Annotated in this window: 13 protein-coding genes and 1 pseudogene; 6 read left to right on the top strand and 8 right to left on the bottom strand. The window is 61.2% G+C overall.

Translation table 11 applies throughout. The features are described 5' to 3' along the window. The 3 genes from AC1DVH_RS17805 to pap all read right to left on the bottom strand — a co-directional run. A partial coding sequence (locus AC1DVH_RS17805; protein WP_477754913.1) for a DMT family transporter occupies positions 1-709 on the bottom strand: 709 nt, incomplete at its 3' end. Positions 710-971: 262 nt separating this feature from the next. Further along, entirely contained in the window at positions 972-2,156 is a 1,185-nt protein-coding gene (locus AC1DVH_RS17800; protein WP_477754912.1) for a thiolase family protein, read from the bottom strand. Positions 2,157-2,258: 102 nt separating this feature from the next. Beyond that, positions 2,259-3,782, bottom strand: a complete 1,524-nt coding sequence (gene pap, locus AC1DVH_RS17795) for a polyphosphate:AMP phosphotransferase (protein WP_477754911.1) — start codon at positions 3,780-3,782, stop codon at positions 2,259-2,261. A gap of 153 nt (positions 3,783-3,935) precedes the next feature. Here pap and mnmC point away from each other — a divergent pair, with 153 nt between their 5' ends. The 5 genes from mnmC to AC1DVH_RS17770 all read left to right on the top strand — a co-directional run bounded on the left by mnmC (position 3,936) and on the right by AC1DVH_RS17770 (position 11,400). After that, a complete protein-coding gene (mnmC, locus tag AC1DVH_RS17790) occupies positions 3,936-5,915 on the top strand; it encodes a bifunctional tRNA (5-methylaminomethyl-2-thiouridine)(34)-methyltransferase MnmC2/FAD-dependent 5-carboxymethylaminomethyl-2-thiouridine(34) oxidoreductase MnmC1 (protein WP_477754910.1) in 1,980 nt (659 codons plus the stop codon). Positions 5,916-6,085: 170 nt separating this feature from the next. Beyond that, on the top strand, positions 6,086-7,858 hold the full coding sequence (locus AC1DVH_RS17785; protein WP_477754909.1) for an N-acetylglutaminylglutamine amidotransferase: 1,773 nt from the start codon (positions 6,086-6,088) through the stop codon (positions 7,856-7,858). A 3-nt stretch (positions 7,859-7,861) separates the two neighbouring features. Next, positions 7,862-9,610, top strand: coding sequence for an N-acetylglutaminylglutamine synthetase (gene ngg, locus AC1DVH_RS17780; RefSeq protein WP_477754908.1), 1,749 nt, complete (start codon positions 7,862-7,864; stop codon positions 9,608-9,610). 157 nt (positions 9,611-9,767) lie between these two features. Next, positions 9,768-10,958 carry an osmoprotectant NAGGN system M42 family peptidase gene (locus AC1DVH_RS17775; RefSeq protein WP_477754907.1) on the top strand — a complete coding sequence of 397 codons (1,191 nt, stop codon included), beginning with the start codon at positions 9,768-9,770 and terminating at the stop codon, positions 10,956-10,958. 214 nt (positions 10,959-11,172) lie between these two features. Then, positions 11,173-11,400, top strand: a complete 228-nt coding sequence (locus AC1DVH_RS17770) for a YheU family protein (protein ID WP_056727184.1) — start codon at positions 11,173-11,175, stop codon at positions 11,398-11,400. A gap of 5 nt (positions 11,401-11,405) precedes the next feature. Here the strand turns inward: AC1DVH_RS17770 and csrA are convergent, their stop codons facing one another. The 3 genes from csrA to AC1DVH_RS17755 form a co-directional block, all read right to left on the bottom strand. Next, complete coding sequence (gene csrA, locus AC1DVH_RS17765; RefSeq protein WP_477754906.1) at positions 11,406-11,591, bottom strand: carbon storage regulator CsrA; 186 nt, start codon at positions 11,589-11,591, stop codon at positions 11,406-11,408. A gap of 153 nt (positions 11,592-11,744) precedes the next feature. Then, positions 11,745-12,077: a YnfA family protein gene (locus tag AC1DVH_RS17760; protein ID WP_223508037.1), complete on the bottom strand. Its 333-nt coding sequence runs from the start codon at positions 12,075-12,077 to the stop codon at positions 11,745-11,747. Positions 12,078-12,141: 64 nt separating this feature from the next. Further along, positions 12,142-12,957 (bottom strand): SDR family oxidoreductase, encoded by an 816-nt coding sequence (locus tag AC1DVH_RS17755; RefSeq protein ID WP_218427556.1) that lies wholly within the window; start codon positions 12,955-12,957, stop codon positions 12,142-12,144. 277 nt (positions 12,958-13,234) lie between these two features. On the opposite strand from AC1DVH_RS17755, the gene AC1DVH_RS17750 reads away from it, so the two are divergent. Beyond that, positions 13,235-13,393 carry a DUF3309 family protein gene (locus tag AC1DVH_RS17750; RefSeq protein WP_477754914.1) on the top strand — a complete coding sequence of 53 codons (159 nt, stop codon included), beginning with the start codon at positions 13,235-13,237 and terminating at the stop codon, positions 13,391-13,393. A gap of 62 nt (positions 13,394-13,455) precedes the next feature. On the opposite strand, the gene AC1DVH_RS17745 is transcribed toward AC1DVH_RS17750, so the two are convergent. Continuing rightward, positions 13,456-15,549 (bottom strand): LTA synthase family protein, encoded by a 2,094-nt coding sequence (locus AC1DVH_RS17745; protein WP_477754905.1) that lies wholly within the window; start codon positions 15,547-15,549, stop codon positions 13,456-13,458. 337 nt (positions 15,550-15,886) lie between these two features. Next, positions 15,887-15,994, bottom strand: a pseudogene (locus tag AC1DVH_RS17740) (START domain-containing protein); the annotation flags it as partial.

The following is a 15,994-nucleotide window of genomic DNA, read 5'->3' as shown; positions in this document are numbered from 1 at the left end:
CGCCATAGGCAATCAGGGTGTTGAGGCAGCACGCCAGCAGCAACCAACCCTGCAACGGGTTCAATTGCAACGCTTCGAGCGGATGCACCCACGGCGTCAACAGCAGCGCGCAAAACAGGTAGATCACCATCATCACCTGCAGCGAATTCCACACCGTCAGCAATTGCTTCTGCCCCAGGGCATAGAAGGTCCAGACCGTGGACGCCAACAGCACCAGCAGCACGCCGGCGGTGTAGTCGGTCAGCGATGTGAGCAATTCACTCAAGCGCTGGTTGAAAAACAGCGCAAAACCGATCAGCAGCACCAACAGCCCGATCCCCTGCCCCAGGCTGAACCGCTCCTTGAACACAAACACGCTGGCGATCAGCAGCATGATCGGCCCCATCTGCACCACCAGTTGCGCCGTGCCGGGGCTGAGCAGGTTCAGGCCCATCAAATACAGCACATAGTTACCGACCAGGCCGAGCACCGCCATCAGTACCAGCCAGCCACCGCGAGGACCGAGCACTTTGCGGCTGGGCAGACGCCTGGTGGCCGCCAGGTAAATGAACAGACAACCGCCGGATACCAGCAGGCGAAACCAGGTCACCGTCACCGGGTCCATCACCAGCAGCACTTGCTTGAGCTTGATCGGCAGGATTCCCCACAACAACGCGGTCAACAAGGCCAGGAACAGACCGTAACCCCAGCGACCCGATGAAATGTGCATGTGAACCCCAACGCCAACTGACAGGAGCCGTCATTCTAGGCCCGCAGCGGTGGCGTACACAGGCACAGTTTGGGTCTGGCCGCGGATGAAACTGTGTGGGTCGTAATGTTCGGGGGATGTTCTTGACCGCGGCGCGCCCATCGCGAGCAAGCTCGCTCCCACAGGTTTTATGGCGTACACAAGATTAGTGATCGCCACTAAACACTGTGGGAGCGAGCTTGCTCGCGATGGCTATTTTACCGACAAAGAAAAAACCCGAGCCTTACCGCACCGCCTCAAACAGTCCCGTAGCCCCCATCCCGCCTCCCACGCACATGGTGACGACACCGTAACGCAGATTGCGTCGCTGCAATTCACGAACCAGATGCCCGACCTGACGCGAGCCGGTCATGCCGAACGGGTGGCCGATGGAGATCGAGCCGCCGTTGACGTTGTACCGGGCGTTGTCGACTTCCAGGCGGTTGCGGCTGTACAGGCACTGCGAGGCGAACGCTTCGTTGAGTTCCCACAGGTCGATGTCGTCAATCCGCAAGCCTTTGGCCTTGAGCAGTTTCGGTACCGAAAACACCGGGCCGATGCCCATCTCGTCCGGCGCGCAACCGGCCACGGTAAAACCGCGAAAGAACGCTTTCGGCTTGAGCCCCAGTTCCAGCGCTTTTTCCAGGCTCATCACCAGGGTCATGGACGCGCCATCAGACAGTTGCGAAGAGTTGCCGGCCGTGACCGAGCCATCTTCGGCGAACACCGGCTTCAACCCGGCCAGACTTTCCAGGGTGGTGTCCGGGCGGTTGCAGTCATCACGATCAACGACACCGTCGAGGATCTGCACCTGACCGGTGTTTTTGTCTTCGACGCGATACTTCACCGCCATCGGCACGATTTCATCGCAGAACAGCCCGGCGGCCTGAGCCTGAGCAGTACGCTGCTGGCTTTGCAACGCGTACAGGTCCTGCTCTTCACGGCTGACGCCGTACCGACGCGCGACTATTTCAGCAGTCTGCCCCATCGGGAAGTAGATGCCCGGCACCTGTTCCTTGAGCAGCGGGTTGATCAGGTTGTCGGTATTGACACTTTTCATGGTCATGCTGATGGACTCGACACCGCCGGCGACGATGATGTCGCTGCAACCCGAAGCGATCTGGTTGGCGGCAATGGCGATCGCCTGCAAGCCCGAGGAACAGAAGCGGTTGAGGGTCATGCCGGCCGTGCCGATGCCCAGGCGCGACAGCACCGCGACATTGCGACCGATATTGAAACCCTGGGCGCCTTCGTTGGAACCGGCGCCAACGATGCAGTCCTCGACGCTCGCCGGATCGATACCGGAGCGTAGCAACAGTGCATCGACACAGTGTGCCGCCATGTCGTCCGGGCGGGTCATGTTGAATTTGCCGCGAAAGGATTTGGCCAGGCCGGTCCGCACGCTGTCGACGATCACCACTTCACGCATGACATACCTCATTGTTGTTATCGGTTGAGAGTGGACCGAGCATAAGTCCAGCGCTTCACCGACCGCGACAATCATTCACCTCGCGTATGCGCAACCATCGCTTCAATCCTTGTCCTTACGCTTCTTGTTCTCATGCCGGTCGGATTTTTCGAAAGCCTCCTCCAGTGCGCGATTGATGGTGCGCAAGACTTTGACCCGTGCCCAACGCTTGTCGTTGGCTTCCACCAGGGTCCATGGCGCAATCTCGGTGCTGGTACGGTCGACCATGTCGCCAACCGCCGCGCGATAGTCATCCCACTTTTCACGGTTGCGCCAGTCATCGTCAGTGATCTTGAAGCGCTTGAAGGGAATCTTTTCGCGCTCCTCGAAGCGCTCCAGTTGCGTCTGTTTGTCGATGGACAGCCAGAACTTGACCACGATCACCCCGGCATCGGTCAGTTGTTCCTCGAAATCGTTGATCTCGCTGTAGGCACGCAGCCAGTCTGCCGGGCTGCAAAACCCTTCGATGCGCTCCACCAATACCCGGCCATACCAGGAGCGGTCGAACACGGTGAACTTGCCCCGGGCCGGCAGGTGCCGCCAGAAGCGCCACAGATACGGTTGCGCCCGTTCTTCTTCGGTGGGCGCGGCAATCGGCACGATGCTGTACTGGCGCGGATCAAGCGCTGCCGCTACCCGGCGGATCGCCCCGCCCTTGCCAGCCGCGTCGTTGCCTTCGAACACCGCCACCAGCGCGTGGCGGCGCATGCGTTTGTCGCGCATCAACCCGGAAAACCGCGCCTGCTCGGTAATCAGCTGTTCTTCGTAATCTTCCTTGTCCAGGTGCAGGGTCAGGTCCAGGCTGTCGATCAGGTTCACTTGATCGACACTGGGGAACACTGGCGCGGCGCTGACCTTTTCCGGATGGATCGTCGGTCGCTGCAATGCGCCCTGCAGGCCCGCCAGCAGAATCCGCCCCACGGCCAAGCTCCGATAATGGGCATCCACCCCGGCGATCACATGCCACGGTGCATAGTCGCGGCTGGTGCGGCGCAGCACCCGTTCGCCATACTTCACGAACCTGTCGTAGGTTTGCGACTGCTGCCAGTCCAGCGGGCTGATGCGCCAGCTGTGCAGCGGGTCGTCGGCCAGCGCCTTGAGGCGTGCCTTCATTTGCTTCTTGGAGAGGTGAAACCAGAACTTGAAGATCAGCGCACCTTCATCGCACAGCATCTTTTCCAGGCGCTCGGCGCCGTTGATCGCCTGGTCCAGTCGCGGATCCTTGAACACGCCATGGACCCGCCCCTGCAGCATCTGGCTGTACCAGTTGCCGAAGAAAATCCCCATGCGCCCCTTGGCCGGGAGCATCCGCCAGTACCGCCAGGCCGGCGGCCGCGCCAGTTCTTCATCGGTTTGCTGGTCGAAGGTGCGGACCTCGATCAAGCGCGGGTCCATCCACTCGTTGAGCACCTTGATCGTCTCACCCTTACCGGCACCTTCGATGCCATTGATCAAAATGATCACCGGAAAGCGGCGTTGCTGCTGCAATTCGAATTGCGCTTCGAGCAACGCTTCGCGCAGGGCCGGGACTTCGGCGTCATAGGTTTCTTTGTCAATGGCGTGATCGATTTCAGCAGATTCAAACATGAGCGGCTCCCTTCCAGATGTGAGCAAGACTAGCGGATTGAACTGAAGGCCAGCAGAGATTCTCCCGGTCTCGGCCAATACATGCCTTGCCACGGATCAAGCACCACGCCGTCGATCGGCTAGAATGGCGGCCTTGCCGTTGCCGAGCCTGCCATGAAACCTGAATTGCCCCACGCCCAGCTCGACTGGGACGACCAAGGTCGTCCGTATTCGCGAGTGTTCGATGATGTGTATTTCTCCGACCAGTCGGGGCTGGACGAAACCCGCTATGTCTTTATCGAGCAAAACCGCTTGGCGGAACGCTTTGCTGCCTTGCCGGAGGGCGGACGCCTGGTCATCGGTGAAACGGGCTTTGGCACGGGACTGAATTTTCTGTGTGCCTGGCAGGTGTTCGAACAACACGCGGCGGCCGGAGCGCGGCTGCATTTTGTCAGCGTCGAAAAGTACCCGTTGAGCCCGGCCGATTTGCAACGAGCCCTGGCGCTGTGGCCGGAACTCAAGGTGTTTGCCGATCAACTGCTTGAGCAATACGTGGCCATCCATCAGGGCTTTCAGCGCCTGACGCTGGACCACGGCCGCGTGACCCTGACGCTGCTGATCGGCGATGCACTGGAGCAACTGCCGCAACTCGATGCCCGAATCGACGCCTGGTTCCTCGACGGTTTCGCCCCGGCGAAGAACCCCGACATGTGGACCGCCGAACTGTTTGCCGAACTGGCGCGCCTGGCCGCCCCCGGTGCTTCCATCAGCACCTTCACCAGCACCGGCTGGGTGCGGCGCCTGCTCAACGCCGCCGGCTTCAAGATGAAACGCACCCCCGGCATCGGCCACAAATGGGAGATCCTGCGCGGCGAGTTCCTCGGCTGGCCCCAGGAAACGCCGGCCCCGGCCCTGGATAAACCCTGGTTTGCCCGCCCGACCCCGTTGACCGGCGTGCGCCAGGCACTGGTGATCGGTGCCGGCCTGGCCGGTTGTGCCAGCGCCGCCAGCCTCGCCGCGCGGGGCTGGCAAGTGACAGTGCTGGAGCGCCACGACGACATCGCCCAGGAAGCCTCGGGCAACCCGCAGGGTGTGCTCTACCTGAAGTTATCCGCCCACGGCACGGCGCTGTCACAAATGATCGTCAGCGGTTTCGGCTACACCCGACGCCTGCTCGAACACTTGCAACGGGGTCGCGACTGGGACGATTGCGGCGTGTTGCAACTGGCCTTCAATGCCAAGGAAGCCGAACGCCAGGCGCAATTGGCCGCGGCGTTTCCAGCGGACTTGCTGCACCTGCTGGATCAACCCGAGGCACAGGCCGTGGCCGGTATCGGGCTGGCACAGGGGGGCCTGTTCTATCCCGAAGGCGGCTGGGTCCACCCACCGGCGCTGTGCCAGTGGCAGGCTGCGCATCCACAGATTCAATTGCTCACCCATCACGATGCGCTGGAACTGCGCAAGGTTGAAGGCCGTTGGCAAGCCTGGGACGGCGAGCGATTGCTTGCCGACGCCCCCGTGGTGGTGCTCGCCGGCGCAGCCGAAATCCAGCGCTTCCCCGAGAGCGCCGAGTTGCCGCTCAAACGCATTCGCGGACAAATCACCCGCCTGGCGCAAACCCCGCAAAGCCAGGCCCTGAGCACCGTGGTGTGTGCAGAAGGCTATGTCGCCCCTGCCCGTTTGGGCGAACACACCCTGGGGGCCAGTTTCGATTTCAAGAGCGATGACCTCACGCCGACCACGGCCGAACACCTGGGCAACATGGCCATGCTCGAAGAGATTTCCCACGATCTGGTCGAGCGTCTACAGGCCGATAATCTTGCGCCTGAAAGCCTCCAGGGGCGTGCCGCTTTTCGCTGCACCAGCCCCGACTACTTGCCAATCGTCGGCCCGTTAGCCGACACCCAGGCGTTCACTCAGGCTTATGCAGCGCTGGGCAAGGATGCCCGGCAGGTGCCGGACGCCGAATGCCCATGGCTTGACGGTTTGTACATCAACAGCGGTCACGGCTCGCGCGGCCTGATCACCGCGCCGCTGTCCGGAGAACTGCTGGCAGCCTGGCTGGACAACGAACCCCTGCCGTTGCCCAGAAGCGTGGCCGAAGCCTGCCATCCCAATCGGTTTGCCCTGCGGCGCCTGATCCGGGGCAAGTAATCGATACAGCAGCCGAAGTCGCCCTCACGGGGCGATTCGGCCGTGGTCTGGCGCGCATATAACTCATCGATCTAAAACTCCCCTTACCGAGGAGGGTCACTTTCTGAGTACCCGCCGTTCTGGCGCGGTATCGATCGACCCTCCCCAACGGAAAAACCGGTAAGGAATTTATGTGCGGATTAGCTGGCGAGTTACGTTTTGATCATCAACCTGCAGACCTTGCAGCCATTGAACGAATCACCCATCACCTGGCCCCCCGCGGCCCCGACGCCTGGGGCTTTCATAGCCAGGGGCCGGTTGCCCTGGGCCATCGGCGCCTGAAAATCATGGACCTGTCGGACGGCTCGGCGCAGCCGATGATCGACCCGCAATTGGGCTTGTCCCTGGCCTTCAACGGGGCGATCTACAACTTTCCGGAATTGCGCGCCGAGCTTGAAAGCCTGGGATACACCTTCTATTCCGGTGGCGACACCGAAGTGTTGCTCAAGGGCTATCACGCCTGGGGCGAAGCGCTGCTGCCAAAACTCAACGGCATGTTTGCCTTCGCCGTTTGGGAGCGCGATGCCCAACGCCTGTTCATCGCCCGCGACCGACTCGGCGTGAAACCGCTGTACCTGTCGCGCACCGACCAGCGCCTGCGCTTCGCCTCGGCGCTGCCGGCATTGCTCAAGGGCGGCGACATCAACCCGATCCTCGATCCTGTAGCGCTCAATCACTATCTGAATTTCCACTCCGTGGTCCCGGCACCGCGCACCTTGCTGGCGGGCATTGAAAAACTGCCGCCGGCCACCTGGATGCGCATCGAAGCCGATGGCCGCACCGAACAGAAAACCTGGTGGACCCTGCCCTACGGCCCTCACGCCGATGAGACGGATCTGACCCTCGAAGACTGGCGCGACCGTGTGCTCGTCAGCACTCGCGAAGCTGTTGCCATCCGCCAACGTGCAGCGGTGGATGTCGGCGTGCTCTTGTCCGGCGGCGTCGATTCAAGCCTGCTGGTGGGCCTGTTGCGGGAAGTCGGCGTGGACAATCTGTCGACCTTTTCCATCGGGTTTCAGGATGCGGGCGGCGAGCGCGGTGACGAGTTCCAGTATTCCGACCTGATCGCCCGGCACTACGGCACGCAGCATCACCAATTGCGCATCGAAGAAAAAGAGATCATCGAACAACTGCCCGCCGCATTCCGCGCCATGAGCGAACCGATGGTCAGCCATGACTGCATTGCCTTCTACCTGTTGTCACGGGAGGTGGCCAAACACTGCAAAGTCGTCCAGAGCGGCCAGGGCGCCGATGAACTGTTCGCCGGTTACCACTGGTATCCGCAAGTGGACGGCGCGAGTGATCCGTATGCCGCGTACCGCGAAGCGTTTTTCGACCGCAGCTACGACGACTACGCCGCCACCGTGCAACCAAAATGGATGAGCGCGAATGACGCCGCCGGTGACTTCGTCAAAGCCCATTTCGCCCAGCCCGGTGCCGATGCGGCGGTGGACAAGGCCTTGCGTCTGGACAGCACGGTGATGCTGGTGGACGACCCGGTCAAACGCGTCGACAACATGACCATGGCCTGGGGTCTGGAGGCGCGCACGCCGTTTCTCGACTACCGCCTGGTGGAGCTGTCGGCACGGATTCCGGGGCGCTTCAAACTGCCGGACGGCGGCAAGCACGTCTTGAAAGAAGCCGCGCGGCAAGTGATTCCCAGTGAAGTGATCGACCGCAAGAAAGGTTACTTCCCGGTGCCGGGCCTCAAGCATTTGCAGGGCGATACGCTGGAGTGGGTGCGCGAGTTGCTGCTCGATCCCAGCCAGGATCGCGGCCTGTTCAACCCCGCGATGCTCGACCGTCTGCTGACCGATCCACAGGGCCAATTGACGCCGTTGCGCGGCTCGAAGCTGTGGCAACTGGCGGCCCTCAACCTGTGGCTCAGCGAACAAGGAATCTGACGAATGAAACCTCACGCCACGGCTTTCAGCCAACGCCTGTTGCGCGGCCAGTCGCCTTCCTACGAACGCTTGCAGGCACGCCTGGCCGAAGATGGCAGTGAACTCGGTGGGGCGCCGATTGCTGTGCATTGCGGCTGGGGCCGTTTGTTGATCGGCCACACCTTTGCCGATGCGGCGAGCCTCGCTGGGGAGTTGCTCAACGAGCAGCCCGGTGAACGGGACATTGCGCTGTACGTCGCCGCGCCCCAGCAAGTGCTGGGGCTGGAGCCGACGCAGCTGTTTCTCGACCCGTCCGATACCTTGCGCCTGTGGTTCAGTGATTACCGTCAAGCGACCCGGGTGTTTCGCGGTTTCCGCATTCGCCGCGCGCAAAGCGATGCCGACTGGCAGGCGATCAATCAGCTGTATCAGGCCCGCGGCATGCTGCCTATCGACGCCACCCGGCTCACTGCGCGCCACCTGGGTGGCCCGGTGTACTGGCTGGCCGAAGACGAGGACAGCGGCGCGGTGATCGGCAGCGTCATGGGCCTCAATCATGAAAAAGCCTTCAACGATCCGGAACACGGCAGCAGCCTGTGGTGCCTGGCGGTCGACCCGCACTGTGCGCGACCGGGTGTCGGTGAAGTGCTGGTGCGGCATCTGATCGAGCACTTCATGAGTCGCGGGCTCGCCTACCTCGACCTGTCCGTGCTGCACGATAACCGCCAGGCGAAGAGCCTTTACGCCAAGCTCGGTTTTCGCAACTTGTCGACCTTCGCCATCAAGCGCAAGAACGGCATCAATCAGCCGCTGTTTCTCGGGCCAGGCCCCGAAGCCGCTTTCAACCCGTACGCGCGGATCATTGTCGAAGAGGCTCACCGCCGTGGCATTGATGTGCAGGTCGATGACGCCGACGCCGGCATGTTCACCCTCAGCCATGGCGGGCGTCGGGTACGCTGCCGCGAATCCCTGAGCGACCTGACCAGCGCCATCAGCATGAGCCTGTGCCAGGACAAAAGTCTGACCCACAAAATGCTCAAGGCAGCCGGGTTGAACCTGCCGGCGCAGCAATTGGCGGGTAACGCCGATGACAATCTGGCATTCCTCGATGAACACCAGCGCGTGGTGGTCAAGCCACTGGATGGTGAACAGGGGCAAGGGGTGGCGGTGGATTTACGTACCCTTGAGGAGGTGCAGCAAGCCATAGAAGCCGCTCGCCACTTCGACAGCCGCGTGCTGCTGGAAGGTTTCCACGAAGGCCTCGACCTGCGCATTGTGGTGATCGGTTTTGAAGTGGTCGCCGCCGCCATTCGCCGGCCGGCCGAAGTAGTCGGCGACGGCCAGCACTCCATCGGCGCATTGATCGAAGCCCAGAGCCGTCGGCGACAGGCGGCCACGGGTGGCGAAAGCAAGATCCCGCAGGACGCGGAAACCCGGCGCACCTTGCAGGCCGCCGGATACGACTACAGCAGCATTCTGCCGGCCGGCGAGCATCTGTTCGTACGACGCACGGCGAATCTTCATACCGGCGGCGTGCTTGAAGACGTCACGGCGATCCTGCACCCGACGCTGCTGGACGCCGCCGTGCGGGCCGCGCGGGCGCTGGACATTCCCATGGTCGGCCTCGACTTGATGGTGTCCGCCGCTGACCAGCCGGACTACGTGTTTATCGAAGCCAACGAACGGGCCGGGCTGGCCAACCACGAACCGCAGCCCACGGCGGAGCGGTTTGTGGATTTGCTGTTTCCGCACAGCCAGCCGGCAGTCTCTTAGTGATGTGTTGCCTGGGCGGACCCCTTCGCTGGCAAGCTCGCTCCTACAGGGGAATGCGTTCCAATGTAGGAGCKRGCTTGCCAGCGAAGGGGYCMGCCCAGGCAACAAAAATCCCCTCATCGAAACCATCGATGGCCTCAATACATCAGGAGTTTCCATGACCTGCAAAATCCCCGAACCGGACCTCGGTTACCTGCAAAAAGTCCTGCTGGAAATGCTCGCCATTCCCAGCCCCACCGGGTTCACCGACACCATCGTGCGCTACGTCGCCGAGCGCCTTGAAGAACTCGGTATTCCCTTCGAGCTGACTCGTCGTGGCACCATCCGCGCCACGCTCAAGGGCAAGAAAAGCAGCCCCGACCGCGCCGTTTCCGCTCACCTGGACACCATCGGCGCGGCGGTGCGTGCGGTGAAGGACAACGGCCGCCTGACCCTCGCGCCGGTCGGCTGCTGGTCCAGCCGCTTTGCCGAAGGCAGTCGGGTCAGCCTGTTTACCGACAATGGCGTGATCCGCGGCAGCGTCTTGCCGCTGATGGCGTCCGGGCACGCGTTCAATACCGCCGTGGATGAGATGCCGATCAGTTGGGATCACATCGAATTGCGCCTGGACGCCTACTGCGCCACCCGTGCCGACTGCGAGTCGCTGGGCATCAGCGTCGGCGATTTCGTCGCCTTCGACCCGTTGCCGGAGTTCACCGAAAGCGGCCACATCAGCGCCCGCCACCTCGACGACAAGGCCGGGGTGGCCGCGCTGCTGGCGGCGCTCAAAGCCATCGTCGACAGTGGCGAAGAGTTGATGATCGACTGCCATCCACTGTTCACCATCACCGAGGAAACCGGCAGCGGCGCCGCGGCGGCGTTGCCCTGGGACGTCAGTGAGTTCGTCGGCATCGACATCGCACCGGTCGCGCCAGGCCAACACTCCAGCGAGCACGCGGTGTGCATCGCGATGCAGGATTCCGGCGGGCCGTATGACTATCACCTGTCGCGCCACCTCCTGCGCCTGGCCAGCGACAACGAGTTGCCGGCGCGCCGCGACCTGTTCCGCTACTACTTCAGCGACGCACATTCAGCGGTCACCGCCGGCCACGACATTCGCACCGCCCTGCTCGCCTTCGGCTGCGACGCCACCCACGGTTACGAACGCACCCACATCGACAGCCTCGCCGCCCTGAGCCGCCTGCTCGGTGCGTACATCCTCAGCCCGCCCGTGTTTGCCAGCGATGCGCAACCGGCCAAGGGTTCACTGGACCGCTTCAGCCATCAGCTCGAACATGACACACAGATGGAAAGCGATACGCGGGTGCCTTCGGTGGACAGCCTGGTGGGGCAGCGGTCGGAGAACTGATTCAGGATCTTCATCGCCAGGTATACCGCTATCGTCGGAACGCCGCCCGGAGCAGGCTCGCTCCCACACTCGACCGCATTCCCATGAAAGAACTCGGTCTACTGTGGGAGCGAGCTTGCTCGCGAAGGCGTCAGACCAGACAACACAAGATCCCGTGCTGGCCGTCCTCGCCCAATCGCCGTAGCATCGCGCCATTGATCCAACCGAGGTGCCTATGCTGATCCCCCACGACCAACTTCAAGTCGACACCCTCACCCGCCTGATCGAGGATTTCGTGACCCGCGACGGCACGGACAATGGTGACGACACGCCGCTGGAAACCCGCGTACTGCGCGTGCGCCAGGCCTTGACCAAGGGGCAGGCACTGATTGTCTTCGACCCGGAAAGCGAGCAATGCCAACTGATGCTCAAGCACGACGTGCCCAAGCACCTTTTTGACTGAAGCCTTCAGTGCCCCTTGGTCTTCGTCAGTTTGTTCTGGATGCGTTCGTAGATTTCGCAGCGGTGCACTTTGACGTCCTGGGGCGCTTCGACGCCAAAGCGAATGTTGTTTCCGTTGATCGCGAGTACGCGCACGGAAATGTTGTCACCGATGGAAATGGTTTCGCCCACAATGCGAGTGAGTACGAGCATGAGGAGTGTCCTTCAGGGGTTACTGGCCCTTGAAGATGCCCGGCCCGCGGTACGCCTACAATGCTCCGACAGCAAACCAGACCGGACTGACAGCCATGACGCACCACGCTTACGGAAAGGTCTGACAACCCGGCTGATTGTAGGGCCGATCTGTCAGGACGCGGAGAATCGCGGCCCGAACAGGATGATGCTCGCGCCGATCACACACAACGCTACGCCAAGCCAGTCCGAACCCAGCGGACGAATCCGCTCGACCACGGCCAACCAGCCGATTGAGGCAACGATGTAGATGCCACCGTAAGCGGCGTAGGCGCGGCCGGCATAGGTGGCTTCGATACGGGTCAGCAGCAGGGCGAACAGGGTCAGGCTGAGGAGCGCCGGCACCACCCACCACATGCTTTTACCCTGGCGCAGCCACATCCAGAAGGCGAAGCAACCGGCAATTTCGAACAGCGCAGCGAGGAAAAACCACAGGTAATTGAGCATGCAAGCGTCTCGCGAGGATGGCCGATGGCGGCCACCCTAACCACAGCGTTGCCTGCGAGCAAGATCAGCTTGCCGATTGCCTGGCCTTGGCGCGCATTTTGTCGGCCATGACGGTCATTTCGTTGTAGAGCAGTTGCGGGTTCTTCTGCTTGAGCGCCCAGGCCATGCGGCCCTGTTCGTGGGGCAGGATCATGAACTCGCCGGCGGCGACCTGCCGGTAGATGTAGTCGGCGATGTCAGCGGCGCTGATCGGCGAGCTTTCCAGCAACTTGCCGACCTGGGCTTTCATGGCCGGGGTCGGACCGCGGAAGGAGTCCAGCAGGTTGGTCTGGAAGAACGATGGACACACCACATGCACGCCGACTTCCTGATGCGCCAGTTCGATCAGCAGGCTTTCGGACAACGCCACCACGCCCGCCTTGGCCACGTTGTAGTTGCTCATCGCCGGGCCTTGCATCAACGCGGCCATGGACGCGATGTTGATGATCTTGCCTTTGCTTTTTTCCAGCAGCGGCAGGAAAGCCTTGCAGCCCTTGACTACGCCCATCAGGTTGATCGCGATCTGCCAGTCCCAGTCCTCCAGGGACAACTCACTGAAGAACCCGCCAGACGCCACACCCGCGTTATTGACGATGACATCGATGCCGCCGAATTTGACTTCGCAGGCCTGGGCGAACGCCGTCAACTGGCTGTAATCGCGTACGTCACAACGCTGGATAAAACCATCGCCGCCCGCTTCGCGGACCAGCTTGAGGGTTTCCTGCAAACCGGGCTCGCTGACGTCCGACAAGGCCAGTTGCCAGCCTTCACGCGCCCAGCGCAGCGCGATTTCGCGACCCAGACCAGAGCCTGCACCAGTGATCATCATGCGATTTTGCATAGCAAACAGCCTTGTTGTTCTCGGAAGATGCACCGAGTGTAGCGAAGGAAATTGCCCGACCCACGCTCCATCAGATTGCTGAATGGCCCGAGCAAACCGCGGGAGCGCCTGAAGTAACTGATGCAACAAAAAAAGATAAAGACCCGTTCGAAATACTTGAAAAAAACCTGGAATTTTCCTGCAAGCGCAAGAGTCGGAATATTTAAGCAGCGCGAATTTACTTCATTCCCGCTGACCTTGATTGGCATGGTCAATTCACTGCATTTTCGACAAGGAAATAGACATGGGCACAATACTAATCATCATTCTGATCCTGTTACTGGTCGGTGGTTTGCCGGTCTTCCCACACTCCAGAAGTTGGGGTTATGGCCCATCCGGAATCATCGGCGTCGTGTTGGTGGTACTGTTGATCCTGCTCTTGCTCGGCCGAATATAAAAATCCGCCAGGCAAAAAAAAGAGGCTCTTGAAGAGCCTCTTTTCCATTGCGTCACAACTTACTACGGCGTGCCGTGAACTACACCGGCGGTGTTGTCCAGCAGACTCTTGGTCGCGGTTTGCAGGAACGCTTCGAGCTTGAGCTTCAACTCAGCGGTACCCGGTGCATCCGCAATGATCTCGGCATGCGGCGTAGCGCCCATTTCGTACTGGTACAACTTTGGCGCCATGTCCTTTTCCTTCGGCAGTACAAGGATCCGGTCGTCGCTGAGGATGGCCGTGGTCTGCTCGTTACCCGAAGGTTTGATCACACCAAAACCCTTGTCGCCTTCAGGCAGGTTGAGCAGGTCGCGGCCCCAGCACTGCTGGCGAGTTTCGCCGCCCAGGCGGCCCATGATGGTCGGCACGATGTCGATCTGGGTGCCCACGGTGTGGTCACGCTGACCGAACTTCTCCTGGATGCCCGGCGCGATCATCAACATCGGCACGTTGAAGCGGCCCAGGTCCATTTCAGTGATCTGCTGTTCGTTGCCGAAACCGTGGTCACCGACGATGACAAACAGGGTTTCCTTGAAGTACGGCTCCTTGCGGGCCTTTTCAAAGAATTGGCCCAGTGCCCAGTCCGCGTAACGCATGGCGGTCAAGTGCTCGTTCAGGCTGCCACGATTGGTCACGGGCTCGACCGGCAATGGCGTCGGCAAGGCGTATGGCGTGTGGTTGGACAGGGTTTGCAGCAAGGCATAGAACGGTTTGCCGTTTTCCCGCGCCTTGAGCTCTTGCAGGCTGCGATCGAACATATCCTGGTCGGACACGCCCCATGTCGGGTCGGAGAACACCGGATTAACAAAATCGTTGCGGCCGATGAAGTTGGTCATGCCCTGGTTGCTGAAGAAGCCCGACTGGTTGTCCCAGGCGAAATCACCGTTGTAGACATACACGTCGTCATAGTGACGGGCACTGAGCAACTGCGGCAGGCCAGACAGCTTGTGGCTGCCTTCCGGGGTCTGCATCAGGTATTCGAAACCCGGCAGGTTCGGGAAACAGCCCATGGTGGCGAACATGCCCTGGTGGGTATGGGTACCGTTGGAGAAGAAGCGGTCGAACAGCAGGCCTTCCTTCGACAGCTTGTCGAGGTACGGCGTGATGTTGCCCGGCCCGCCCAAAGCACCCACCGAGTGACCGGCCATGCTTTCCATCAGGATCACGACGACGTTCTTGATCGGCAGGGTCTTGTCGGCCGGCGGCGTGTAGTCACGACGTACGGCGGCCATGTCGGCTTCGACCAGTTTCTCGTCGGGCAACACCAGCATGTCACGCACGATTTGCTGGGCTTGCTCTTGAGGCAGGGTGGCCTTCCAGATGTTGTCGCGTTCTTCGGACATCCGGCTCTTCGCTGCGGCAACCAATTGCAGGGTGCCGTTGAGACCCAATTGGTTGGCGAAGTTCGAGTTGGTGGTATAGACGTCACCCCAACGTAGTGGCGGGCCTTGGCGCAGTGTGCCGCGCGCGGCGACCACACAAACCAGCAGGCACACCACGAATACCGCGATGCGCGCATACCACGGGGCAACCTGGCGCGTGCCGATGCTGCCACCACTGAATGGGCCACGGGGACGGGTTGCACGGTCGGCGCCCTTGAATGCCAGGCTCAGGATCCAGGTGCCCACGGCCCATGCCAGCAGGTAACGAACCACCGGGAAACCGTACCAGAGCATGCTCATCACGGTTTTCGGATCTTCCTTGACGTACTGGAAGACCAGGCCGTTGAGGCGCTGGTGGAACTCACGGTAGAAGTCCATCTCCATCAGGCCCAGGAACAGCGCAATGCTGGAGACGATCGTCAACCAGAGACGGAACAGCCCGCGTGCGGCCATGGCCCGGGCGCTGAACAGTGCCAGCAGCAAGGGAACGCTGAGATAGACCACCAGACGCAGGTCGAAACGCAGACCGTTGGCGAATGCCTCGAGAAAGGTCGAGGCCGGTGTGTCGAGGATCATCGAGCGGTTGTAAACCAGCAGCGCGACGCGCAGCAGGCTGAACATGACCATCATGACCAGGGCACACAACAGCGTGTAGGCCAGATGCGATTTGACGGTCGGTTGCAGCAGGCGACTACTAGAGGCTCGCTGCTGATTCAGGGCGTCCGGGATTGCCATGTCGTTTTAGGACCCATTGGAAGTTAAAGTTTCAAAAATACAGCTGCGCCTTGCCCTCTTTTTGGCCCGTACAAGGCCTGGGGGTTTGCGCGGTGCGCAAATGTTGCACGATCAACGGCTGCATTGCCATTGATTACTACCCTCATCCCGACTGTTTCATCCTGCATTCAGCAGTACGCAGCGCGTTACGGGAGAGCCGGCGAATTGTCTTGGAGAGTGGGTGAAAATTTCGTGCAACGCATATCCGGAAACAATTTAAAGCCTGCGCACCGGTCAAAAACGCAAACGCCCCGATCGAGTCGGGGCGTTACGAAGTCACCTTAAAAGAGCGATAAAGTTACTTCTCGGCGCGTTCCTTGAGGGCTTTCAAGGTATTGAACGGGGCATCCACCACAAACTTGTTGGCCACCATCGACGGCACGCTGCCGCCCGGCTCGGTGTGCAC

Source organism: Pseudomonas sp. P4_C3 (assembly GCF_056402075.1).
Note: the sequence above shows the minus strand (reverse complement) of the source record. Positions and strands in the feature narration are given on the sequence as shown.